A 24018-nucleotide genomic window follows, 5' to 3' on the forward strand; every position below is an offset into this window, starting at 1 on the left:
AAAACAATGAAGGATTACGTTATAAAAGCAACTAGTGGAAATGGACAAGTAAGAGCTTATGTTGGTATAACTAAAAACTTAGTTCAAACTGCTAGAGATAATCACAATACAATAAAAGTTGCTACTGCAGCACTTGGAAGAACATTAACAGCTACAGCTATGATGGGTTTAATGATGAAAAATGAGAAAGATGAATTAAGTGTAATCATAAAAGGTGGAGGACCTATAGGTACTATACTTACAACTGCTGACTCAAAAGGAAATGTTAAAGGTTATGTACAATACCCAGACTTAAATGGTGTGCAAGTTGAAGACTATCCAAATGGAAAATTAAATGTTGCTGGAGCAGTAGGAAAAGATGGATATGTTAAAGTAATAAAAGATTTAGGACTTAGAGAGCCTTATGTTGGTTCTTATCCATTAGTGAGCGGAGAAATAGCGGAAGACTTTACTCACTATTTTGCATTATCTGAGCAAACTCCATCAGTAGTTTCTTTAGGAGTTCTTACAACAGCAACAGAAGTTGAGCAAGCTGGAGGACTAATAGTTCAATTAATGCCAGATGCAACAGAAGAAACTATAGCTACTTTAGAGAAAAACGTAGCTAAATTAAAATCAATTACTACAATGTTAAGTGAAGGAATGACTCCAGATGACATACTAAATCTAGTGTTAGAAGGATTAGATCCAAAAATATTAGATATATGTGATGTTAAGTTTGACTGTAACTGCTCAAAGGATAGAATACAAAAGGTTTTAATATCATTAGGTAGAGAAACTTTAACTGAAATAATAGAAGAAGATAAGCAAGCTGAAATAAGTTGCCATTTCTGTAACAGTACTTATCACTATACTGAAGAAGAATTAAGAGAAATATTAAACGAAATGTAGTTAATATATGCAAAAGAGTTGTCGTTAGACACCTCTTTTTTATTTTTGTAGAATAGCACTCCTGTAATTTTGGTGTACCAAATGGGTAGAATATTAATTAAAATAACCTTGTAGAAATAATCTATATTTGTAGTATAATCACTATTGTAAGAACCATATAATTTAAATCAAGGGAAAATTATATACAGATAACAAAACAAATTATATTAAGGGGGATAAATATGAAATACAATTTTGACAAGAAAATAGATAGAAAAAATAATAACTCTACTAAATGGTCAGGTATGGAAGGTGGATTTATATCAAATGACTTACTACCATTTTGGATAGCAGATATGGATTTTGAAATATGTCCAAATATAAGTGAATCCATGAAAAAAGTCTTAGACCAAAATATATTTGGATATGTAAATACGGGGGAAAGTTATTTTGAAAGTGCGTGCAATTGGACAGAAAAAAGATACGGATATAGAATGAATCCAGAAACTTTAATACATACTTCAGGCGTGGTATTATCATTGGTTCTAGCAGTTGAATTATTGACATCAAAAGATGATAATATTATGATTAGTTCGCCAGCATATCCTCCATTTTATGATTGTGTGTTAGACAATAGCAGAAAATTATTCTTAAATGAATTAATCATTAAAGACAATAAGTATGTAATTGATTTTGAAGATTTTGAAAATCAAATAGTGGAAAATAATATAAAATGGTATATATTATGTAATCCGCATAATCCTACTGGAAGGGTGTGGGAAAAAGATGAGTTAAAGAGAATAGCTGATATATGTTTAAAATATAATGTAAGGGTAATAAGCGATGAAGTATGGAGAGATTTAGTATTTAAAGATTATAAATTTACTCCTTTTGCATCTTTATCAAAAGAAGTTGAAGAAATAACAATAACATGTTTCTCTGCAAGTAAAACATTTAATCTAGCTGGACTACAAGCATCATTTGTATCTATACCAAAAGAAAATGAGCGTGAAAAATTTAAAAAAGCACTGGGTAAATATCATATTGCAAGAAATAATTCTTTTAGTGTGGCAGCTGTAGAAACAGCTTTTAATGAAGGTGAAGAGTGGCTAAGTCAATTATTAGATTATCTAGAAGATAATTTAAATTATTTAAGTTATTTTATCCATGAAAATTTACCAAAGGTTAAGTTTGTAAGACCAGAAGGGACTTATGTGGTTTGGTTAGATTTTTCAGAGTATAAAGTAGAAGATATTAATTTGTATTTACAAGAACATGCTAAAGTTGCATTAAATAAAGGAGATGTTTTTGATAAAAACTGTAAAAACTTTGCAAGAATTAATATAGCTTGCCCAAGATATCAGCTAGAAGATGGTTTAAATAGAATAGAAAAGGCCTTAAATAGATTATAAATTATGAAAAAAGATGCTTAATGCATCTTTTTTTTGTATTTAAAACTTATGTCAAAATTATACTATAAAAAAATGTAATAATTTGGTTGTATATATATAAAAACACAATAAGAAAGTAGTTTATAACTGTGATAGAATTAATTTGGAAAATGTTATCATAAAAATATTTAATCTTAAGGAGAGAAAAGAGATGAGAATAACAAGCAAAAAAATTATTGCAATTTTATCATGTTTAATGATTGGGGCAACTATGTTAGTAGGGTGTAGTAGCTCAAATGAAAAATCAGAAGAAGAATCAAATTCTGATTCAAAAAACAAATTAATAGTAGGCGTTTCTACAGAATATTATCCATGGTGTTTTAAAGAAAATGACGAGAATAAAGGTTTTGAAGTTGATGTATGGAAAGAGATAGGAAAAAGAACAGAATATGATATAGAATTCCAAACAGCTAAATTCAGTGGATTAGTTGGTATGTTAGATGCTGAAAAGATAGATACAGTTGCACATCAAATGTCAACAACAGAAGAAAGAAGAGAAAAATATGATTTTACTGAAACATATGCTTACAGTAAATATAAATTTATAGTTCCAAAAGATAGCAAAATAAGCAAAATAGAAGATGTAAAAGGTATGAAAGTTGGATGTGTATTAGGTGGAAATGGTGAAAAAACTATAAAAGACCTTAATGAAAAATATGACTTAGATTTAGAAATAGTTACATATGATGGAGTTCCTATGGAACAAGATGTTGTAGATGGAAGAATAGATGTAGCGTGGTTATCAGAAGTAAAAGCAAAAACTACTATTGAACAAGGTAAGTTAGCTCTAAAAATAGCTGATATAGATACAGGTGTTTATGAGATAAATCAATATCCTTTTAGAAAAGAAGATGCGAGCAAAGAAAGAATAGAAAAAGTAAATGAAGCTATAATATCTATGCATGAAGATGGAACATTTAGTGAATTATCAGATAAATGGTTTGGTCTAGATACAACTAAAGAATAAAAGGTGAAAAAATGCAAATATTTGATTTTGAGTTTATAGTAAACTTAATACCAATAATGATTAAATACCTTGGGGTAACTTTTAAAATGTCATTATTAGCATTAGTACTAGGAATTGTAGTAGCTATGATAATAGCCTTTATTGTAGATGCTGATATACCTGTGCTTAAGAGATTATCAAAAATATATATATCTTTTTTTAGAGGAACTCCTTTGGTGGCTCAATTATTTTTTATATATTTTGGATTAATAAAAATAATTCCAGCACTTAAAGAGTTAAGTGCTTTTAATGCAGCAGTGATTGTATTAGGTCTTAATTCATCAGCATATTTTGCTGAAAGTTTAAGAGGAGCAATATCTTCAGTAGACAAAGGACAAGCTGAAGCATGTTATGCTTTTGGTATGACCTATATTCAGGCTATGGTAAGAGTTATTTTACCACAAGCTATTAGGGTTGCCATACCAGCTATGACAAACACTTTTGCAGATATTATAAAAGGATCTTCATTAGCTTTTACAATAGGTGTTACTGAAATAATGGCTACAGCTCAATCAGAAGCAGCTGCAACATATAAGTATTTAGAGGCATTTACTTGTGTAGTAATCATTTATTGGATTATAAATTTATTAGTTGTATATGTTCAAAATAAACTTGAGAAAAAGCTAAGTGAAGCATATTAAATGGAGAAGTACTTATGTTAAAAATAAATAATTTATGTAAAAATTTTGACCAAAATACGGTATTAAAGAATATTGATTTGGAAGTTAAGAAAGGTGAGGTTGTTGTTTTAATAGGACCATCAGGTACAGGAAAATCAACTTTACTAAGATGTATAAATATACTAGAAAAAGCTGATAGTGGAAGCTTAACTATAGGAGATTTAAATGTAGATTTGGCAGAGTTACATAAGAAAGATATATTGAAAATAAGAAGAAAAACAGCTATGGTTTTTCAAAATTATAATTTATTTAATAATAAAACCGTAATAGAAAACATAACTGAGCCATTAATTGTAGTAAAAAAAATGAATAAAGATAGTGCAAATAAAATAGCACTAGAGAAACTAAGATTGGTAGGAATAGAGGATAAAAAAGATCAGTATCCATCTAGACTATCTGGAGGGCAAAAGCAAAGAGTTGCAATAGCAAGGGCTTTAGCTGTAGATCCAGAAGTTATACTAATGGATGAGCCAACTTCAGCACTTGATCCAGAATTAGTTGGGGAGGTTTTAGATGTTATAAGATCTTTAGCAAAAGCTCATATGACTATGATAATAGTAAGTCATGAGATGAAATTTGCTAGGGAAATAGCAGATAGAATTATATTTATGGAAAATGGTGTTATAGAAGAACAAGGAAGCCCAGCAGAACTATTTAGGGAAAATAAGAATACACGTATAAATCAATTTGCGAAAGTAATAGTATAAAAGTAATTTTAATTAAGAAGTGGGTTGTCTTATGGCAACTCACTTTTTTACAAAGGCCTTTTTCTATTTAGTAAGCAGGTTCACATCTGTATTGTCCATCTTCTTTGACTTTGTACAATTGTCCTAAAGTTGATTCGACAAAAGCAGTACCAGCACCTATTCTACCAGCAAGTGAAACTGATAATGCTTGGAAAGAAGATATACCTTTTTCTGATTTTTCTGTTTATCGCAAGTACAGACATTTCTTTAACTTGTCTGATTTGTAAAAAGCGTGTTCTTAAAGAGAAATATATACAGGTAATTAAGAATAATCCAACCAGACAGTTACTCCATATGATATCATTGATTCTTGTAATAATTTGTTCCATTGAAGCCTCCAAGTAAAATATATTTTTGTTATTTTTAATACTCTTTTATAATTTCGTTCATTAAATCAGGATAATCTGAGAATACACCATCTACATTGAACTCAATCATTTTTCTCATTGCAGTAGGTTTATTAATAGTATAAACAAATACTTTTATGTTATTTTCATGAGCAAGATCTACTATTTCTTTTGAAACTAATTCTTGAGAAAGATTGATGCTGTAAATATTTGTGTTTAATTTTTTTGCATGCTCTACAACATTGGATTCTGGAGCATAATCTTTTTCATATTCATAAAGAGCACCATATTTAAAACTATTGTCTAAGCTGTGCAAAATATCTAAGCACTTATGATTAAAAGAAGACATGAATATTTTATCTTCAATGCCATATTCTTTGATTAAGTCTAAAAGATCTTGTTCTAAATCATAATGTATTAAATCAGTTTTTGCTTCAATGTTTAAAATAACATCCTTGCTTTTTATTAAATCAAAAACTTCTCTTAATGTTGGAACCTTACAATCTTCATTTTCAATAAATTCAAATTTTCTACACATAAAGCTTTTGATTTCTTCAAGTGTATAATCTTTTATAAGTCCTTTTCCCTTAAATGTTCTTTGAACATCTTCGTCATGGATAACAACCAAGTGCCCGTCTTTACTTTTGTGAACATCAAGCTCAATTCCATCAACACCTATGAATAAAGCTTTTGAAAAAGCCAACATAGTATTTTCTGGATAGTCACCGCTTGCTCCTCTATGAGCAAAAACTTTCATCTTCTTTCCTCCCTTTGTTTACACAAAAAATAAAAAAGAAAGAGAGTATATTAAAAGACGGATAGAAAAGTTCCGTGGTTTAACAATAGCTCTCTCATATATTCTCCGTGCTATAAATAATATAAACAAATTTGATTAAACTTAGTATAGATTGGAGAAGGTTTTCTGTCAACGGTTGACAAGTATTTAACATAATTTTTACAATTTCATACAATTAGTAATTTAGATCCAGCGAGATTATCAGCAAAAGTTTTATCTGGTATAAGTTTCTTATGTTCAGAAACAATAATGAAAACTTCAAATAGGGTGGTAGGTCTTACTACATATGATCAACAGCATGTATTTGAATTGCTATAGGGTATGGATATTATTTCTTAGAGATGGTATCCTGACTGATATTACTTATAGTTTTATATATCTCAAAATTTATAGATTCATTATTAAAAAGAACAAAGTCAGGGCAAATTGTATTAAAAATAGATGATGACAATACTATACCTCTTGTATTAAGTTTATTAGATGATATGGGTGTCGAATCACACAAACTTACTATAAATAAAAAAGATAATGAGTGGATAGTTAATTTTACTATTGTTTATAAAGATAATAGAAAAATAAGCGAAATAGCAAAATCATTTTATGCAGTAGACAATAATATTAGCATTGATTATTGTGGGGCTTAATGTATAATGAGTTTAGATAAAGAAAATATTGGTGGAGTTTTAGGAAGGAATAAATTAAATAATTATGAGAGAATTATTAGAATGTAATCCTATAATAGGAGCTATAAAAGATGATCATGATTTAGAAAAAGTTATAGATTCTGATTGTAATGTTGTGTTTTTGCTAAATGGAGATATTCTAACGTTAAAAGATAAAGTAAACAGACTTAAGCTAAATGACAAAAGTGTTTTTGTCCATTTAGATATGATAGGTGGAATATCTAGTAATCCTGTAACTGTAAAGTATTTAAAAAATGAATTTCATATAGATGGAATAATAACTACAAAGACAAGTTTAGTGAAAAAAGCATTGGAAGAAAATATACATGTAGTGCAAAGAATATTCTTATTAGATTCTATATCATTACAAACATCAATGGAAAATATAAGAAGGGTAAAACCAAGTGCCATTGAAATTATGCCAGGGGTAATAACTAAAGTAGTAGAACGATTACACAAAGAATTTCCAGATTTACCTATAATTTGTGGGGGATTAATTGATGATAAGCAAGAAATTATAGATGTATTAAAGTGTGGTGCTATGGCAGTATCTACTACAAAAAAAGAATTATGGTAATATTATTATAAAAGTAGTGACAAAACGATTTCATTTGAATATAATGATTAATGTAAAAGGAAATTTTAAACAGAAAACAAAAAAAGTTAATATATATGGCATGAGAACAGAGAGCCTTTTCTATAAGTTATTATAGGGGGCTCTCTGTTTTTGTTGCTAAAAAGGAGGCAATAATATGTTTGATGTAGCAATTATAGGTGCTGGTATTACAGGAAGTGCAATAGCTAGACAACTATCAAAATATGATTTAAAAACAGTAGTTTTAGAAAAAGGTATAGAGGTTTGCCAAGGAACAACAAAGGCAAATAGCGCAATAGTGCATGGTGGATTTGATGCACAAGAAGGAACTTTAAAAGCAAAATTAAATGTCCTAGGTTGCAAAATGTATCCTAGTATTTGTGAAGAGTTAAGTGTTGAATACAAAAATAATGGATCATTGGTCTTAGCTTTCAATGAAGAGGATATGAAACACATACATGAGCTTTATGAAAGAGGATTAACAAATGGAGTAAGTGGCCTTGAAATAATAGATGGTAACAAAGTTAAAGAAATAGAGCCTAATGTCAATAAAGAAGTAGTTGGAGCTCTTTGGTGTAAAAGTTCTGGAATAGTATGTCCATTCAATTTTAATATAGCTCTTATGGAAAATGCTATTACAAATGGAGTAGAGCTAAAGTTGGAAAATGAAGTTCTAAATATAAAAAGAATAGAAGAAGAGAATTGTTTTGAAATAAAAACTAATAAAGAGAAGATAAAGTCAAAGTATGTGATAAATGCAGCTGGTGTTTATTCAGATAAAATAAATAACCTTATTTGTGGAAATGAATTTTATATTATACCGAGAAAAGGAGAATACAAAATTCTTGATAAATCTGAAGGATACAAAGCAAGTCATACTTTATTTACATGTCCAACAGAAAAAGGAAAGGGAGTGCTAGTAACTCAAACAGTTCATGGTAACTTACTAGTAGGTCCAAATGCACAAGTGGTTGAAAAAGAAGATATAGCTACAAGTAAAGCAGGTTTAAAAGAAATTATGGATGGTGGAAGAAAATCAATTCCTAATGTAGATTTCTCAAAAACAATAACATCTTTTGCTGGAGTTAGAGCTACACCAAACACAGGAGACTTCATGATATTCAAGTCACAAGTGGCAAAAGGATTTATAAATGTGGCTGGAATAGAATCACCAGGATTAGCGTCAGCACCAGCCATAGCTTTATATGTGGAAGATTTATTAAAAGAAGTTATGGATGAAGATAATAGGAATTTAGAACCAAATAAAAACTTCAATCCAAGAAGAGTAAAAAATAAACCTTTTATGGAAATGAGTTCAATGGAGCAAATAGAGATTTTAAATAAAGATGGAAGATATAAAACTATAATCTGCAGATGTGAAAATATCACAGAAGGCGAAATAGTTAATGCTATAAATAGACCTTGTGGAGCAAAAACAGTAGATGGTGTAAAAAGAAGGGTTAGACCTGGTATGGGAAGATGCCAAGGAGGGTTCTGTGGACCAAAGGTAGTTGAAATTCTAGCAAGAGAATTAAATATTACACCGGAAGAAGTTCTAAAGGATTATGAGAATTCAAATATGTTAGTTGGAAAACTTAAGGAAGTAAGAGGTGAGACTGTTGAAATATAATGTTGTAGTAATTGGAGGGGGTCCAGCAGGGCTTGGAGCAGCTGTTGAAGCAAAGAAAAACGGAGCAGAAAGTGTTTTAATAGTAGAAAGAGATAGAGAATTAGGCGGAATTTTAAATCAGTGTATTCATAATGGATTTGGTTTACATGAGTTTAAAGAAGAATTAACAGGACCAGAGTATGCAGGGAGATTTATTGAAATGGCAGCAGAAAACAATATAGATCATGTGTTAAATACTATGGTTTTTAGCATAGACGATGATGGAGAAAACAAAGTAGTAAGAACTTTAGGAGAAAATGGATTAGAAAACATAAAGGCAGATACTATAGTTCTTGCTATGGGATGTAGGGAAAGAACAAGAGGCGCTATAGATATTCCGGGATATAGACCATCAGGAGTTTATAATGCAGGCGCAGCCCAAAGATATATGAACATGGAAGGTTACATGGTAGGTAAAAAAGTAGTAATCTATGGTTCGGGAGATATAGGACTAATAATGGCAAGACGTATGACTCTAGAAGGTGCGGAAGTTAAATGTGTGGTAGAAATAAATCCTCATTCAAGTGGATTAACAAGAAATATAGTTCAATGTTTAGATGATTTTAATATTCCTTTAAAGTTACAAACATGTATAAACTACATACATGGAAAAGATAGAGTGGAAGGTATAACTTTAGCAAAATTAGATGAAAATAGAGAGGTTGTATCAGGCAGTGAAGAATTTATAGAATGCGATACTTTACTACTTTCGGTAGGATTAATACCAGAAAATGAGCTTTCAACAAATGTGGGAGTGGAGCTAGACAGAAAAACTAGCGGACCAATTGTGGATAGTAGTATGTCCACTAATATAGAAGGAATTTTTGCTTGTGGAAATGTGGTTCATGTTCACGACTTGGTAGATTTCGTTACGAAAGAAAGTAGAATAGCGGGAAGAGAAGCTGCTTTATACGTTAAAAATAAAAAAGAAAGATTAAGCAAATCAGAAGATAAAAAAATAAACACTGTGGCAGGAGATGGAATATCTTATATTGTGCCACAAAGTTTAAATCTAGACTCAGAAAAAGATATAAATCTATTTATGAGAGTCAGAAATATTTGTAACAAGAAAACATTAGTTGTTAGAAGTGGAGATAATATAATTTTAGAAAAGAAGAGACCTTATATGATACCATCAGAAATGGAAACTTTAAAAATAGACAAAGAAAAATTATCTCTAATAAAAGAAGATATAAGTATTTGTGTGGAGGAGGTTTAATCATGAAAAGAGAGATAACTTGTATAGTATGTCCAAAAGGATGTCAAATGATAGTTAGTAATATAGATGGACAATATATAGTAGAAGGAAATAGCTGTATTAGGGGAGCAAAATATGGTGTGGATGAAGTTACCAGCCCAAAAAGAATGATAACTTCGACAGTAAGATTAGAAGGGGCTTATTTAAATATGCTTCCAGTAAAAACATCAGTTTCTGTACCAAAAGATTTAGTGTTTGAGATAATGAATATATTATCAACGATAAAAATTACTGCTCCAGTAAAAGTGGGAGATATAATTGTAAAAAATATACTAGATACAGGAGTGGATATAGTTAGTACTAAAACTATAAGTAATGTATGTCAAGAATATGAAAACGACGAATTAAGAAAAATTTTGTAACATAAATAGAAGATAGATAATAAAAGCCTGTAAATTTTTATTATAAAATAAAAAAATTATAGGCTTATTTTATTTTTGATGATGATTTATTAAGTTTTAGCTTTAGACTTATATTTATGGATTTATTATTAATAAATTCTATATTTTACCTGAAATTATAAAAACTATCAATTAGACATAGAGAATAATTATAAATTATAATGGTGAAGCGATACAAGAAATATATATAAAATCAAATGTAGGGAGTTTCGATAGGAGGAAATATGAAAAGAAAGATATTTAGTTTATTTTTAAGCACATCTTTATTATGTACGGCACTTACAGGATGTAGTTCAAAGGGAGCAGAAAGTAGCGAAGGGAAAGCAAAAGATACTATAGTATATTCTATGAACACAGCGCCACAAGGAATATTCAATCCGCTTGTTTCAGATACAGCAAGTGATCACTATGTTGAATCAGTTGTTTATGCATCCTTAATGACAGTTAATGATAAAGGAGAATTAGAAACGTACTTAGCAGACGAATATAAAGTTTCAGATGATCAGAAAACGATTACATACAAAATAAAAGATAATGCTAAATGGCATGATGGAGAAGATGTAACAGCTGATGATGTAGCATTCACATTCACAAGTATGGCAGCAAGTGATTATTCAGGTGGATATTATGGTGATGTTCAAAATATAAAAGGTGCTCAAGAATATCATGACGGAAACGCTGATGAAATTGAAGGATTAAAGGTTATTGATGAAGATACAATAGAAATAGAATTTGAAAAGGTATATGCACCAGCTGTAACAAACTTAGGGACAGTACAAATACTACCAGAACATATATGGTCAGAAGTAGCTGTAGGAGAATGGACAAATAAAACGGAATTATTAAATAATCCAATAGGATGTGGACCATATAAAATAGCTGAATATAAAAGTGGTTCTCATGTAAAATTCGAAGCTGCATCAGACTTCTTTGATGGGGAAGTAAAAACAGCAAACCTAGTGTTTAAAGTTATTAATGCTGATACTACTCAAGCTGAATTTAAAAGCGGATCAATAGATGTTGCTAATGTAGAAGCATTAACAAAAGCTGATGTAGATTCATTAGTTAAAGAAGGCTATAAAAAGGTTGATTTTGATAATTACCTATTTACATATATGGGATTCAATTTAAGAAATGAAAAACTACAAGATGTAAACTTACGTAAGGCTTTCATGCACGCAATTAACCGTCAAGGTATTATAGATAATGTGGTAGAAGGACGTGGACAAGTTCTTAATGCGCCATTATTACCATCAAGTTGGGCTTATCCAGAAGAATCAACATTAGATTCATATGAATATGATGTTGAAAAAGCAAAATCTTTATTAAAAGAAGCTGGTTGGGAAGATAAAGATGGAGATGGAATAGTTGAAAATGAAGATGGGGAAAAATTAGAGTTAACTCTTGTTTGTCAAACTAGTCATCCAGTTAGAGAAAAAACAGCAGTAGTAATACAAGAAAACTTAAAAGAAATAGGTATTAAAATAGATATAGATTCTATGGAGTTTTCATCTGTTATGGATAAAGTAGTTTCTAATCATGAATTTGATTTATATATGATGGGTAATACATTATCTTTAGATCCAGATCCAAGACCAATGTGGCATTCAGATGCTATATCGAATGAAAAAGGTGTGATTGGATATAACATAGTTGCTTATGATAACCAAGAAACAGATAAGTTAATTGAAGAAGGTAATGCTACTTTAGATCAATCAGAACGTGAAGCAATCTATGGTAAATTTGCGAAAATATTAAATGAAGATGTACCAGAAGCATATTTATTCTGCCAAGATATAGAACGTGTATATAACAGTAAATTAGAAGGATATAAACCATCTACATTTAATGAATTCTACAATGTTCATAATTGGGTAATTAAATAATATAAATTAGAAAAGGTTGTTTCTTGCAAACAACCTTTTTTATGAAGGAGATCAATGATAGTATGGGAAAATTCTTAGCAAAAAGATTAGGGGTTGCACTGATTGTATTATTTGGAGTATCTGTTACAGTGTTTACACTGATTCATCTTCAACCAGGTAATCCATATTTAAACATGATCGATCCTAATGTTCCACCCGAAGTAGTAGAACAAAAACTAAGGGTATTAGGATACTATGATCCCATTCCACTTCAGTATTTGAAATGGATAGGGAGAGCAATAGTTGGTGATTTTGGATATTCAACTCAATACAATGCACCAGCATTTTCAATAATAGTTGAAGCATTAAAAAATACATTATTAATATCAATAGTTTCATTTATATTAAGCTCAATATTGGCAATAGTAGTTGGAGTTATTACAGCAGCCAAATCTAAAACATGGATAGATTATATAGTTACTTTTCTTTCATTTGTAGGAATATCTATGCCAACATTTTTCTTTGGTTTGTTGATAGTAAAATGGCTTGGATATGATTTAGCTATTTTACCATCGTCAGGAATGGAAACTTTAACAGCATCATATACAGGTTTTGAGCGAGTTATAGATATAATCAAGCATATGATTATGCCTGTTATAGTGCTATCACTTACTCAAACTGCTACCTTGTTAAGATATACAAGGTCTTCTATGCTTGATTCTTTAAATAAAGATTATATGAGAACCGCTCAAGCTAAAGGGCTTACTAGAAATAAAGCAGTTTGGACTCATGGTCTTAGAAACTCTATGATTTCCATAATTACAGTTTTATGTATGCAATTGCCAGCGTTAGTTTCAGGTGCATTAATTACTGAAACTGTTTTTGTATGGCCAGGAATAGGGACATTAAATTACAACGCAATTATGAATAGAGATTATATGTTGATAATGGGTATAACAATGCTTATAGCAGTTGTTATTGTAGTAGCAAATATAATAGCAGATATTTTATATGCAATAGCAGATCCAAGAATTAGATTAAGTCAATAGGGAGGATACTATGGTTGCAAATACTTTAAAAAGAGAAGACAAGGCAAAAAAAGAAAAATATGTATCATTAACAGAAATATCCTTTCGTAAGTTTAAGAACAACAAATTAGCGGTAATAGGTGTATTTATAATTTTAATATTAGTGTTACTTTCAGTATGTGCACCATTACTTACGGATTATACAATTAGTGAAACAGATTTATTTAATATAAAAATGGCACCAAATAGTGAACATATATTAGGAACAGATGAACTTGGAAGAGATGTGTTTACGAGATTGATCTATGGAGGTAGGGTATCCATAGTAGTTGGTGTTGCATCAATGACATTGCAATTAGTTATAGGGGTAATAATGGGAGCCATCGCAGGCTATTTTGGGGGAATAGCTGAAAAAATAATTATGAGAATAATTGATGTAATAATGTGTTTCCCATTCTTTGTTATTGCAATATCAGTTGCAGCAGTAGTAGGTCCAGGGGTTAAGAATCTGATTATAATAATTGGTTTTTTAATGTGGCCTAATATAGCAAGAATAGTAAGGGCGGAGATTTTATCGTTAAAAGAGAATGATTATATTATGGCAGCTAAAGCCATGGGGTTATCTTCTTTTGAAATAATAAAGAGTCACATACTTCCTAATATAATGTCACCCATATTAGTTGCATCAACATTAGCGATAGCAAATGGTATTTTAACAGAAGCCTCATTAAGCTTTTTAGGAATAGGGGTTAAGTTACCACAACCAAGTTGGGGGAATATGTTAATTGCTGCACAAAATATAGGAACGTTACAAAGAGAATGGTGGCTTTGGATACCAGCAGGTAGCTTAATCATTTTAATGGTATTATCAATAAACTTTGTTGGAGATGGGCTTCGCGATGCTCTAGATCCGAAAACTCGTCTGTAGGAGGAAATAGTAATGAGTATGTTAGAAGTAAAAGATCTTAAAGTTTCCTTTCATACAGTAATGGGAAAGGTTGAAGCAGTAAAAGGTGTAGATTTAAGTGTAAATTCTGGTGAAGTATTGGGTATTGTAGGGGAATCAGGAAGCGGAAAAAGCGTTACCTCTTTGGCTATTATGGGGCTTATCAATAGCGAAAGTGGAAAAGTTGAATCAGGTAAGATATTATTTGAGGGGAAAAATCTTATAGATTTAACTGAAAAAGAAATGTGTAAGGTAAGAGGGGATAAAATTTCAATGATATTCCAAGAACCTATGACAGCTCTTAATCCAGTAGTAACAATTTATAAACAATTGAGAGAAGTATACAAAATTCATAGACCGGATAAGAAAAATAATTGTAAAGGTGAACTAATAGATCTTTTAAACAAATTAAATATACCAGATCCTAAGGCTGTTTTAAACAAGTATCCATTTGAATTAAGTGGTGGATTAAAACAAAGAATAATGATTGCTATGGCAATGATTTGCAATCCTTCACTTATAATAGCTGACGAACCAACGACTGCATTGGATGTAACAACACAAGCTGAGATTATAGGGCTTTTAAAGCAGGTTAAGGAAGAAAGTAATAGCGGAATAATGTTAATTACCCATGATTTAGGAATAATAGCAGAAATGGCGCAAAGAGTAGTTGTAATGTATTATGGTAAAGTTGTTGAAGAGTGTAATGTTAAAGAATTTTTTGATAATGCAAAACATCCATATTCAAAAGATTTGTTAGGAGCTATGCCTGAAAATTTTAATGGACGATTCAAATCTATAGAAGGAAATGTTCCTAATCTATATGAAGATATAAAGGGTTGTGCTTATTATAAAAGATGTAAAAAAAGAATATCGAAATGTGAAAATTCACAACCACCAATGGTAAATTTAAATGAAGGCCATAGGGTACGTTGTTTTAATTATGAGAAAGGAGACGAAAAATAATGATGAATAAAGGGGATAGAATCATATTTGAAGTTTCAAATCTCAAAAAATATTACCCAGTTAGAAGGAAATCTTTTAAAAGAGAAAAACAATATGTTAAATCTGTTGATGGAGTTAGTTTTTCTATAAAAGAGAATACAATACTAGGGCTAGTAGGTGAATCAGGTTGTGGAAAATCAACAATAGGAAAAACTATTTTAGGATTAATACCTCCAACAGGTGGAAAAGTATCATTCAAAGATAATGTCATTTTTGATGTGGAAAATAACATAAAAATATCGAATAATGAAATGACTAAATTAAGAAGTGATATACAAATAATTTTTCAAGATCCTTATGCAAGTTTGGATCCAAGAAAAAGTGTAGGACAAATAGTATCTGAAGGAATTAAAAAGCATAAAATAGTTCCAAAAGATAAGATTGAAGAAAAAACAAAAGAAATGCTAGAGTTATGTGGATTAGATGAGATAAGTATATTTAGATATCCACATGAATTTAGTGGAGGTCAAAGACAAAGAATCAGTATTGCAAGGGCGTTGGCTATGAATCCTAAATTTATAGTATGTGATGAGCCAACGGCAGCATTAGACGTATCTATACAATCTCAAATTTTAAATTTAATGCTAGACTTAAAAGATAAGTTTGGTTTGACATATTTATTTATATCTCATAATTTTAGTGTAGTTAAATCATTTTGTGATGAAATAGCTGTTATGTATTTAGGACAGATTGTGGAAAAGGGAAAAGCTGATGAAGTGTATAACAATCCAAAACATCCATATACAAAGGCATTGATTTCGTCAGTGCCAATTCAACATCCGGGTGAAGTAAAAGAGAGAATTGAGCTAAAAGGAAGTATGCCAAGTGCTGTTGATTTACCAAGAGGATGTAGGTTTCATACTAGATGTCCATACAAAACAGAACGTTGCGTAAAGGAAAGTCCAGAATGGAAAACTTTAGACAATGGAACTAGTGTGGCATGTCATATATATTAATCTAGAGATTTGTAAATAGAAAATAAATAGTAAAAGCCTATAAATTAGTAGAATACTCATCTTTGTAAAAAAGGATAAAATGCTTTTTGCAGGATAAAATAAAATATAGATATTAAGGGCATTTTTTTGTCAAAAGTTAAAAAAAATTTACTTTAGAAAATAGAAAAAATTACTTGAAAAATGGTTTTCAGTAGAGTACAATAAAATTATCTTGTGGGACACAAAATAAACGTAAGGGACATTAAAAGTCCCGGTTATTAAATCAAGAGGATGTAATAATGAAAAATTTATTAAAAATTCAGCAAAAATTGATTCCTGAAGTTATCGACATTATGACAAAGAGATATTTGATCTTAAGGGAGATATCTTTAAGTGAACCAATAGGAAGACGTGCTTTAGCAGCAAATCTTCAAAGTGGAGAGAGAATAATAAGATCAGAAACAGAGCTTTTAAAAAATCAAGGTCTTATAGATGTAAATTTAAAAGGAATGACTATTACTGAAGAAGGTAAAGAAATACTAAATGTTCTAAAAGATAGCATGAATGATGTAATGGGAATTAATTCTCTTCAAGAAGAGCTTAGACTTGCTTTAGGAATAAAAAAAGTCTTGCTAATACCTGGTAGCTATGAACAAAACAACAGCTTACTAAAAGATGTTGGAAAACGAGCTTCAAAGTATTTTTTAAGTATACTTAAAGATGATGACATAGTTTCCATTGCTGGTGGAAGTACAATGCTTGAATTTGCTAAATCAATTAAATGTGATAAAAAATTTAGCTCTACAGTAGTAGTTCCAGCAAGAGGCAGTGTTGGTCTTGATATTGAGACACAATCAAATAATGTAGTAGCGGAAGTAAGTAAGAATATAAACTCAACGTATAAGTTATTAAATATACCAGATGAGCTTTGTGAGGCATCAATAAAGACGCTTACACAAGAGCCAGAAATAAAGAAAACACTAGAATTAATACAAAATTCCAATGTGCTAGTATTTAGTATTGGCCGAGCTGATGAGATGGTAAAAAGAAGAAAATTATCAGATGAAAAAGCAAAAGAGATAATGGACAAAGAAGCTATAGGTGAAGCCTTTGGTCATTATTTTAATAAAAAAGGGGAAATTGTTTACAAGTTAAATACAGTGGGGATTGATATGGAATCTTTCAAAAATAAAAGAGAGACTATAGCTGTATTTGCGGGGAGAAAAAAGGCAGAAGCTTTTATTCCAATTTCCAAACTAAACAAGAATTTAGTTCTTGTTACAGATGAAGATAGTGCAAGAAAAATTCTTGAACTTACTGTAAATAACTAGCTTGCCTAGTAAAAAATATAATGAAAATTACACCACATAGGAGGTATATCAAATGGTTAAAGTAGCAATTAATGGATTTGGTAGAATAGGTAGATTAGCATTAAGAAAATTAATGGAGCAAACAGAAGAGTTTGAAGTTGTTGCAATAAACGACTTAACTGACGCTAAAACATTAGCTCATTTATTTAAGTATGATTCAGCTCAAGGAAGATTCAACGGTGAAATAGTTGTTGAAGATGGAGCTTTCGTAGTAAATGGACAAAGAATAAAAGTTACAGCTGAAAGAAACCCAGCTGACTTACCATGGGGAGAACTTGGAGTTGATATAGTATTAGAGTGTACTGGATTCTTTACTTCTCAAGAAAAAGCTGGTCTTCACTTAGAAGCAGGAGCTAAAAAAGTTGTTATATCTGCACCAGCAAGTGGAGATGTTAAAACAGTAGTATTCAACGTAAATCAAGATATATTAGATGGATCTGAAACAGTTATATCAGGAGCTTCTTGTACAACTAACTGTTTAGCACCAATGGCTAAAGTATTAAACGATAAATTCGGTGTAGAAAAAGGTCTTATGACTACTATACATGCTTACACTAATGACCAAAACACTTTAGATGGCCCTCATCCAAAAGGTGATTTAAGAAGAGCTAGAGCTGCTGCATCTAACATAGTTCCTAATACTACAGGAGCTGCAAAAGCTATAGGGCTTGTTATACCTGAATTAAAAGGTAAATTAGACGGAGCTGCTCAAAGAGTTCCAGTTGTAACTGGTTCATTAACTGAGTTAGTTTGTACATTAAAAGAAAATGTAACAGTAGAAGAAATAAACGCTGCTATGAAAGAAGCTGCTAACGAATCATTCGGATACACTGAAGAATACTTAGTATCTTCTGATATAATAGGAATAAGCTACGGTTCATTATTCGATGCAACTCAAACAAGAGTTATGGAAGTAGACGGAAAACAATTAGTTAAGACTGTTTCTTGGTATGACAACGAAATGTCTTACACTTCTCAATTAATAAGAACATTAGGATATTTTGCTAAATTAGCTAAATAGTATGACATAAAGTCCGGGTTTGTAGTTTTATACTACGGGCTCAGGACTTTTTTATTAGCAATTCTACTTTGATATATGACTAATATATCAATAATCATATAAAATTAAACCTTAAATTAAAAATGATATACGAAATAGGGAATAGTATAACATAATTCATATAAAATTGTGCGTATAATATATACAAAATAGTATGAAAAGATATATAATAGAGACGGAGTAATTATACTGAAAGGAGATTGTACCATGTCAATGTTAAACAAAAAGACAATCGAAGATATAAACGTAAGCGGAAAAAAAGTATTAGTAAGATGTGACTTCAATGTTCCACTACAAGATGGAAAAATAACTGATGAAAATAGATTAAATGGAGCTCTTCCTACTATAAAATATTTAATAGAAAATGGGGCTAAAGTTATACTTTGCTCACACATGGGAAAACCAAAAGGAGAACCTAAACCAGAATTATCTTTAGCACCAGTTGCTGCTAGATTATCTGAAATGTTAGGTAAAGAAGTGGTATTTGCTGCTGATGATAATGTTGTTGGGGAAAATGCAAGAGCGGCTGTAGAAAAAATGGAAAATGGTGATGTAGTATTACTACAAAACACTAGATATAGAAAAGAAGAAACTAAAAACGAAGAAAACTTCTCAAAAGAATTAGCTTCATTAGCAGAAATATTTGTAAATGATGCTTTCGGTACTGCTCATAGAGCTCACTGTTCAACAGTAGGTGCTGGAGAATTCTTATCTGAGCGAGCTTGTGGATACTTAATCCAAAAAGAATTAAAATTCTTAGGAGAAGCAGTAGCAAATCCAGTAAGACCTTTCACAGCTATACTTGGAGGATCAAAAGTATCTGACAAAATAGCAGTTATAAATCAATTATTAGAAAAAGTTGATAACATAATAATCGGTGGAGGAATGGCTTACACATTCTTAAAAGCACAAGGATACGAAATAGGAACTTCTTTATGTGAAGAAGATAAAGTTGATTACGCAAAAGAAATGTTAGAAAAAGCTAAAGAAAAAGGTGTTAACTTCTTATTACCAGTTGACTCAAGAGCAGCTTCTAAATTTGCTGCTGATGCTGAAGTTGTTGTGACAGAAGATCAAAACATATCAGCAGGTCATATGGGACTTGATATAGGACCTAAATCAGAAGCTAAATTTGTTGATGTTGTAAACAATTCAAAAACAATAGTATGGAATGGACCAATGGGAGTATTCGAATTTGAAGCTTTCGCCAAAGGTACTTTAGCAATAGCAAAAGCTATGGCTAACTTAGAAGATGCTACAACTGTAATCGGTGGTGGAGATAGTGCTGCTGCTGTTAACCAACTAGGATTCGGAGATAAAATGACTCACGTTTCAACTGGTGGTGGAGCATCACTAGAGTTCTTAGAAGGAAAAGAATTACCAGGAATAGTTGCTTTAGATAACAAATAATATTGAAGGTGGAGGAATAACCATGAGAAAACCTATTATTGCGGGAAACTGGAAAATGAATAAAACAATAGCAGAAGCTGTTGAATTTGTTAATGATATAAAGGGTAAATTAAATGATGAAAGTGTAGATGCTGTAATATGTGCACCTTTCACTATGTTAAAAGATTTAAAAGAAGCTACAAAAGGTACTAATGTAAAAATTGGTGCTCAAAATATGCATTTTGCAGACAATGGAGCATTCACAGGAGAAGTATCTCCATCAATGCTTAAAGAGTTAGATATGGACTATGTTGTAATAGGTCACTCAGAAAGAAGAGAATACTTCAATGAGACTGATGAAACTTGCAACAAAAAAGTATTAAAAGCTTTAGAAGTTGGAATAGATCCAATACTTTGCTGTGGTGAAACGTTAGAAGAAAGAGAAACTGACAAAACTAAAGATGTTGTTAAAACTCAAGTTGTTGCAGGTCTTGCTAATGTTAAAGCAGAAGATTTAGCAAAAGTAGTTATAGCTTATGAACCAATTTGGGCAATAGGAACTGGAAAAACTGCTACTGCTGAGCAGGCTAACGACGTTATATCTTACATAAGAGAAGTAATAGCTTCTTTATATGGAGAATTAGCTAATGAAGTTAGAATACAATATGGTGGAAGTGTTAAACCAGGAAATGTTGTAGAAATAATGGGACAAAGCGACATAGACGGTGCATTAGTTGGTGGAGCATCTTTACAACCAGCTGATTATATGGCACTTGTAAATTATCAAGGAGTGAAATAGTTAATGAAAAAACCAGTAGCTTTAATCATAATGGATGGATTTGGTCATACAACTAAAAAGGAAGGTAGTGCTATAGATAAAGCAAACATTCCTAATATAAAAAGACTTATAGAAGAATATCCAAATACATTAATAAATGCTAGTGGTCTTGATGTTGGACTTCCAAATGGTCAAATGGGTAACTCAGAAGTTGGTCATACTAACATAGGTGCAGGAAGAATAGTTTATCAAGATTTAACTAGAATAACAAAATCAATAGAAGATGGCGACTTCTTTAAAAATGAAGTACTATGCCAAGCTATGGAAAATGGTAAAGAAAAAGCGTTACACATCATGGGATTATTATCTGATGGTGGAGTACATTCACATATAGATCACCTAAAAGCTTTATTAAAAATGGCTAAGGAACAAGGCGTAGGGAAAGTTTACGTTCATGCATTTACTGATGGTAGAGATACAGATCCTCAAAGTGCTATCCACTATGTAAGAGAAGTAGAAGAATACATTGAAGAGATAGGATGTGGAGAATTTGCTACAGTAAGCGGTAGATACTACGCAATGGATAGAGACAAAAGATGGGAAAGAGTTGAAAAAGCTTATAATGCTATGACTTTAGGAGAAGGAGAAACTGCTTCTTCTGCTAGTGAAGCCGTAGAAAACTCATATAAAGCAGGAAATAACGATGAGTTTATCATGCCAACTGTTATAACTAAAGATAATGCGCCAGTTGGAAAAATAAATGATGGAGACTCAGTTATATTCTTCAACTTTAGGCCAGATAGAGCTAGAGAAATAACTAGAGCTATAGTAAGTGATGAATTTAGTGGATTTGAAAAATCTCCAATAAAATGTTTCTTTGTATGCTTAACAGAATACGATGTAACTATACCAAACGTGCATATAGCATTTGGTCCAGCATCACTAGCTAATACTTTAGGAGAGTACTTAGCTAAGAATAACAAAACTCAATTAAGAGCTGCTGAAACAGAAAAATATGCTCACGTAACATTCTTCTTTAACGGTGGTGTGGAAGAGCCAAACGAAGGTGAAGATAGATTATTAATACCTTCACCAAAGGTTGCAACATATGACTTACAGCCAGAAATGTCTGCACCAGAACTAGTTGAAAAAGTTATGGCAAAAATAGATGAAGATAAATACGACTTTATAGTAGTTAACTTCGCAAATCCTGATATGGTTGGTCATACGGGAGTTATGGAAGCAGCAGTTAAAGCTATAGAAGCAGTAGATGATTGTGTTGGTAAATTAGTAGATAAATTAAATTCAGTAGGTGGTAGTGCTATAATAACAGCAGACCATGGTAATGCTGAGGTTATGATAGACGATGAAACTAAAAAAGTTATAACAGCACATTCAACTAACCCAGTACCACTTATATTAACAGGAGAAGAATATAAAAACTCTAAGTTAAAAAGTGGTGGTAGATTATCTGATATAGCACCAACTATATTAGATATGATGAATTTAGAAAAGCCAGAAGAAATGACTGGTCAATCATTAATAAGTAAATAGTTTTCATTCAAATGTATAATGAAAATTTATAAATATTATAATATAATAGATTAAAATTAGTCTATTAGCAAAACTATAAAACAAAAATTATAAAAAGGTTGCTAATTTAGGAAAAAATTATATTTATAATAAATAATTTAAAAAGGGATAATTAAGAAATTTATGGCTTACCCATCAATAAGTATAATAAATTTTAAATTACACATTTTAAATTTGAAGTTATAAGTTAGCAAATAAATTTTTCAAATTGAAGGGAGAAATACCATGTCAGTAATAGAATCAGTATACGCAAGAGAAGTCTTAGACTCAAGAGGAAACCCAACTGTAGAAGTTGAAGTAGTATTAGAATCAGGAGCAGAAGGTAGAGCAATAGTTCCATCTGGAGCATCTACAGGAGCTTTCGAAGCTGTTGAATTAAGAGACGGTGACAAAGGAAGATACTTAGGAAAAGGAACTCAAACTGCTGTTGATAACGTAAACAACATAATAGCTGAAGAATTAGAAGGAATGGAATCTACTGATCAACCAGGAATAGATGCATTATTAATAGAATTAGACGGAACTCACAACAAAGGTAAATTAGGAGCTAATGCAATATTAGGTGTTTCTATGGCTGTTGCTAGAGCATCTGCTGAAGAATTAGGATTACCATTATTCCAATACATAGGTGGAGTTAATGCTAAACAATTACCAGTTCCAATGATGAACATATTAAATGGTGGAGAACATGCTGATAATAACGTTGACGTTCAAGAATTCATGATATTACCAGTTGGAGCTCCTTCATTCAAAGAAGGTTTAAGAATGGGTGCAGAAGTATTCCATTCATTAAAGAAAGTTCTTGGAGAAAAAGGATTAGCTTGTGGGGTAGGTGACGAAGGTGGATTCGCTCCAAACTTAGGATCAAATAGAGAAGCATTAGAATTAATAGTTGATGCTATAGCTAAAGCTGGATATGAGCCAGGAAAAGACGTTATGTTAGGACTAGACGTTGCTGCTACAGAAATGTACAACAAAGAAACTAAAAAATATGTTTTAGCTGGAGAAGGAAAAGAATTAACAGCTGAGCAAATGGTTGAATTATATGAAGATTGGGCTAACAACTTCCCAATAATAACTATAGAAGATGGATTAGACGAAGAAGATTGGGATGGATGGAAAGTTCTTACTGAAAGATTAGGAAATAAATTACAATTAGTAGGAGACGACTTATTCGTTACTAACACTGAAAGACTTGAAAGAGGTATAGAAGCTGGTGTTGCTAACTCTATATTAATAAAAGTTAACCAAATAGGTACTATAACTGAAACTTTAGATGCTATAGAAATGGCTAAGAGAGCTGGATACACTGCAGTAATATCTCATAGATCAGGAGAAACTGAAGATACTACTATAGCTGACTTAGCTGTAGCTGTAAATGCAGGACAAATAAAAACTGGTGCTCCATCAAGAACTGATAGAGTTGCTAAATACAACCAATTATTAAGAATAGAAGAAATGGTTGGAGACTGTGCAAGATACTGTGGATTAAACTCTTTCTACAACTTAAAAAAATAGTTTGAAAGTAAATAAAGTTTAATTGATAA

The 24018-nt window shown here is 31.1% G+C and carries 24 protein-coding genes; 22 read left to right on the plus strand and 2 right to left on the minus strand.

The features are described from left to right. The first annotated feature begins 6 nt into the window (after positions 1-6). From hslO to QX51_RS07075, 5 genes are all read left to right on the plus strand, one after another. On the plus strand, positions 7-891 hold the full coding sequence (gene hslO / locus QX51_RS07055; protein ID WP_039679202.1) for an Hsp33 family molecular chaperone HslO: 885 nt from the start codon (positions 7-9) through the stop codon (positions 889-891). Between the two features lie 221 nt (positions 892-1112). After that, positions 1113-2282, plus strand: coding sequence for a MalY/PatB family protein (locus QX51_RS07060; protein ID WP_039679203.1), 1170 nt, complete (start codon positions 1113-1115; stop codon positions 2280-2282). A gap of 190 nt (positions 2283-2472) precedes the next feature. Beyond that, positions 2473-3288 (plus strand): transporter substrate-binding domain-containing protein, encoded by an 816-nt coding sequence (locus tag QX51_RS07065; RefSeq protein ID WP_039679204.1) that lies wholly within the window; start codon positions 2473-2475, stop codon positions 3286-3288. Positions 3289-3299: 11 nt separating this feature from the next. Continuing rightward, positions 3300-3968 carry an amino acid ABC transporter permease gene (locus QX51_RS07070; RefSeq protein WP_039679205.1) on the plus strand — a complete coding sequence of 223 codons (669 nt, stop codon included), beginning with the start codon at positions 3300-3302 and terminating at the stop codon, positions 3966-3968. Positions 3969-3982: 14 nt separating this feature from the next. Next, positions 3983-4714, plus strand: coding sequence for an amino acid ABC transporter ATP-binding protein (locus QX51_RS07075; protein ID WP_039679206.1), 732 nt, complete (start codon positions 3983-3985; stop codon positions 4712-4714). A gap of 67 nt (positions 4715-4781) precedes the next feature. On the opposite strand, the gene QX51_RS21900 is transcribed toward QX51_RS07075, so the two are convergent. Then, positions 4782-4832 carry a hypothetical protein gene (locus QX51_RS21900; protein WP_330376050.1) on the minus strand — a complete coding sequence of 17 codons (51 nt, stop codon included), beginning with the start codon at positions 4830-4832 and terminating at the stop codon, positions 4782-4784. Here QX51_RS21900 and QX51_RS21905 point away from each other — a divergent pair. Continuing rightward, positions 4819-4980, plus strand: a complete 162-nt coding sequence (locus tag QX51_RS21905) for a hypothetical protein (protein ID WP_161791911.1) — start codon at positions 4819-4821, stop codon at positions 4978-4980. The genes QX51_RS21900 and QX51_RS21905 overlap by 14 nt on opposite strands. A gap of 136 nt (positions 4981-5116) precedes the next feature. On the opposite strand, the gene QX51_RS07080 is transcribed toward QX51_RS21905, so the two are convergent. After that, positions 5117-5857, minus strand: a complete 741-nt coding sequence (locus QX51_RS07080) for a glycerophosphodiester phosphodiesterase (RefSeq protein WP_039679207.1) — start codon at positions 5855-5857, stop codon at positions 5117-5119. 524 nt (positions 5858-6381) lie between these two features. On the opposite strand from QX51_RS07080, the gene QX51_RS20620 reads away from it, so the two are divergent. From QX51_RS20620 to eno, 16 genes are all read left to right on the plus strand, one after another. Then, positions 6382-6540 (plus strand): hypothetical protein, encoded by a 159-nt coding sequence (locus QX51_RS20620; RefSeq protein WP_161791912.1) that lies wholly within the window; start codon positions 6382-6384, stop codon positions 6538-6540. Positions 6541-6604: 64 nt separating this feature from the next. Next, positions 6605-7156, plus strand: a complete 552-nt coding sequence (locus QX51_RS07085) for a glycerol-3-phosphate responsive antiterminator (RefSeq protein WP_039679208.1) — start codon at positions 6605-6607, stop codon at positions 7154-7156. Between the two features lie 175 nt (positions 7157-7331). Further along, complete coding sequence (locus QX51_RS07090) at positions 7332-8804, plus strand: NAD(P)/FAD-dependent oxidoreductase (RefSeq protein ID WP_039679209.1); 1473 nt, start codon at positions 7332-7334, stop codon at positions 8802-8804. After that, positions 8791-10062, plus strand: a complete 1272-nt coding sequence (locus QX51_RS07095; RefSeq protein WP_334291541.1) for an NAD(P)/FAD-dependent oxidoreductase — start codon at positions 8791-8793, stop codon at positions 10060-10062. The genes QX51_RS07090 and QX51_RS07095 overlap by 14 nt, the downstream gene beginning before the upstream one ends. Before the next feature lie 2 nt (positions 10063-10064). Continuing rightward, positions 10065-10463, plus strand: coding sequence for a DUF1667 domain-containing protein (locus QX51_RS07100; protein ID WP_039679211.1), 399 nt, complete (start codon positions 10065-10067; stop codon positions 10461-10463). A gap of 263 nt (positions 10464-10726) precedes the next feature. Further along, positions 10727-12388: a peptide-binding protein gene (locus QX51_RS07105; RefSeq protein ID WP_039679212.1), complete on the plus strand. Its 1662-nt coding sequence runs from the start codon at positions 10727-10729 to the stop codon at positions 12386-12388. Positions 12389-12429: 41 nt separating this feature from the next. After that, positions 12430-13416 (plus strand): ABC transporter permease, encoded by a 987-nt coding sequence (locus tag QX51_RS07110; protein ID WP_242842701.1) that lies wholly within the window; start codon positions 12430-12432, stop codon positions 13414-13416. A 10-nt stretch (positions 13417-13426) separates the two neighbouring features. After that, on the plus strand, positions 13427-14323 hold the full coding sequence (opp4C, locus tag QX51_RS07115; RefSeq protein ID WP_079764851.1) for an oligopeptide ABC transporter permease: 897 nt from the start codon (positions 13427-13429) through the stop codon (positions 14321-14323). 12 nt (positions 14324-14335) lie between these two features. Next, complete coding sequence (locus QX51_RS07120) at positions 14336-15307, plus strand: ABC transporter ATP-binding protein (RefSeq protein ID WP_039679214.1); 972 nt, start codon at positions 14336-14338, stop codon at positions 15305-15307. Next, positions 15307-16302 carry an ABC transporter ATP-binding protein gene (locus QX51_RS07125; RefSeq protein ID WP_039679215.1) on the plus strand — a complete coding sequence of 332 codons (996 nt, stop codon included), beginning with the start codon at positions 15307-15309 and terminating at the stop codon, positions 16300-16302. Before QX51_RS07120 ends, QX51_RS07125 begins: the two co-directional genes overlap by 1 nt. A 278-nt stretch (positions 16303-16580) precedes the next feature. Further along, entirely contained in the window at positions 16581-17612 is a 1032-nt protein-coding gene (locus tag QX51_RS07130; protein WP_039679216.1) for a sugar-binding transcriptional regulator, read from the plus strand. 52 nt (positions 17613-17664) lie between these two features. Then, positions 17665-18672 carry a type I glyceraldehyde-3-phosphate dehydrogenase gene (gene gap, locus QX51_RS07135; RefSeq protein ID WP_039679217.1) on the plus strand — a complete coding sequence of 336 codons (1008 nt, stop codon included), beginning with the start codon at positions 17665-17667 and terminating at the stop codon, positions 18670-18672. 246 nt (positions 18673-18918) lie between these two features. After that, positions 18919-20121: a phosphoglycerate kinase gene (locus tag QX51_RS07140; protein ID WP_039679218.1), complete on the plus strand. Its 1203-nt coding sequence runs from the start codon at positions 18919-18921 to the stop codon at positions 20119-20121. 22 nt (positions 20122-20143) lie between these two features. Next, positions 20144-20899 carry a triose-phosphate isomerase gene (gene tpiA, locus QX51_RS07145; RefSeq protein WP_039679219.1) on the plus strand — a complete coding sequence of 252 codons (756 nt, stop codon included), beginning with the start codon at positions 20144-20146 and terminating at the stop codon, positions 20897-20899. A 3-nt stretch (positions 20900-20902) separates the two neighbouring features. Next, positions 20903-22432, plus strand: coding sequence for a 2,3-bisphosphoglycerate-independent phosphoglycerate mutase (gpmI, locus tag QX51_RS07150; RefSeq protein WP_039679220.1), 1530 nt, complete (start codon positions 20903-20905; stop codon positions 22430-22432). 264 nt (positions 22433-22696) lie between these two features. Then, entirely contained in the window at positions 22697-23989 is a 1293-nt protein-coding gene (gene eno, locus QX51_RS07155) for a phosphopyruvate hydratase (protein ID WP_039679221.1), read from the plus strand. The last annotated feature ends 29 nt before the right edge of the window (positions 23990-24018 follow it).

This window comes from Terrisporobacter othiniensis, assembly GCF_000808015.1.
In the GTDB taxonomy this organism is placed as follows: Bacteria; Bacillota; Clostridia; order Peptostreptococcales; family Peptostreptococcaceae; genus Terrisporobacter; species Terrisporobacter muris.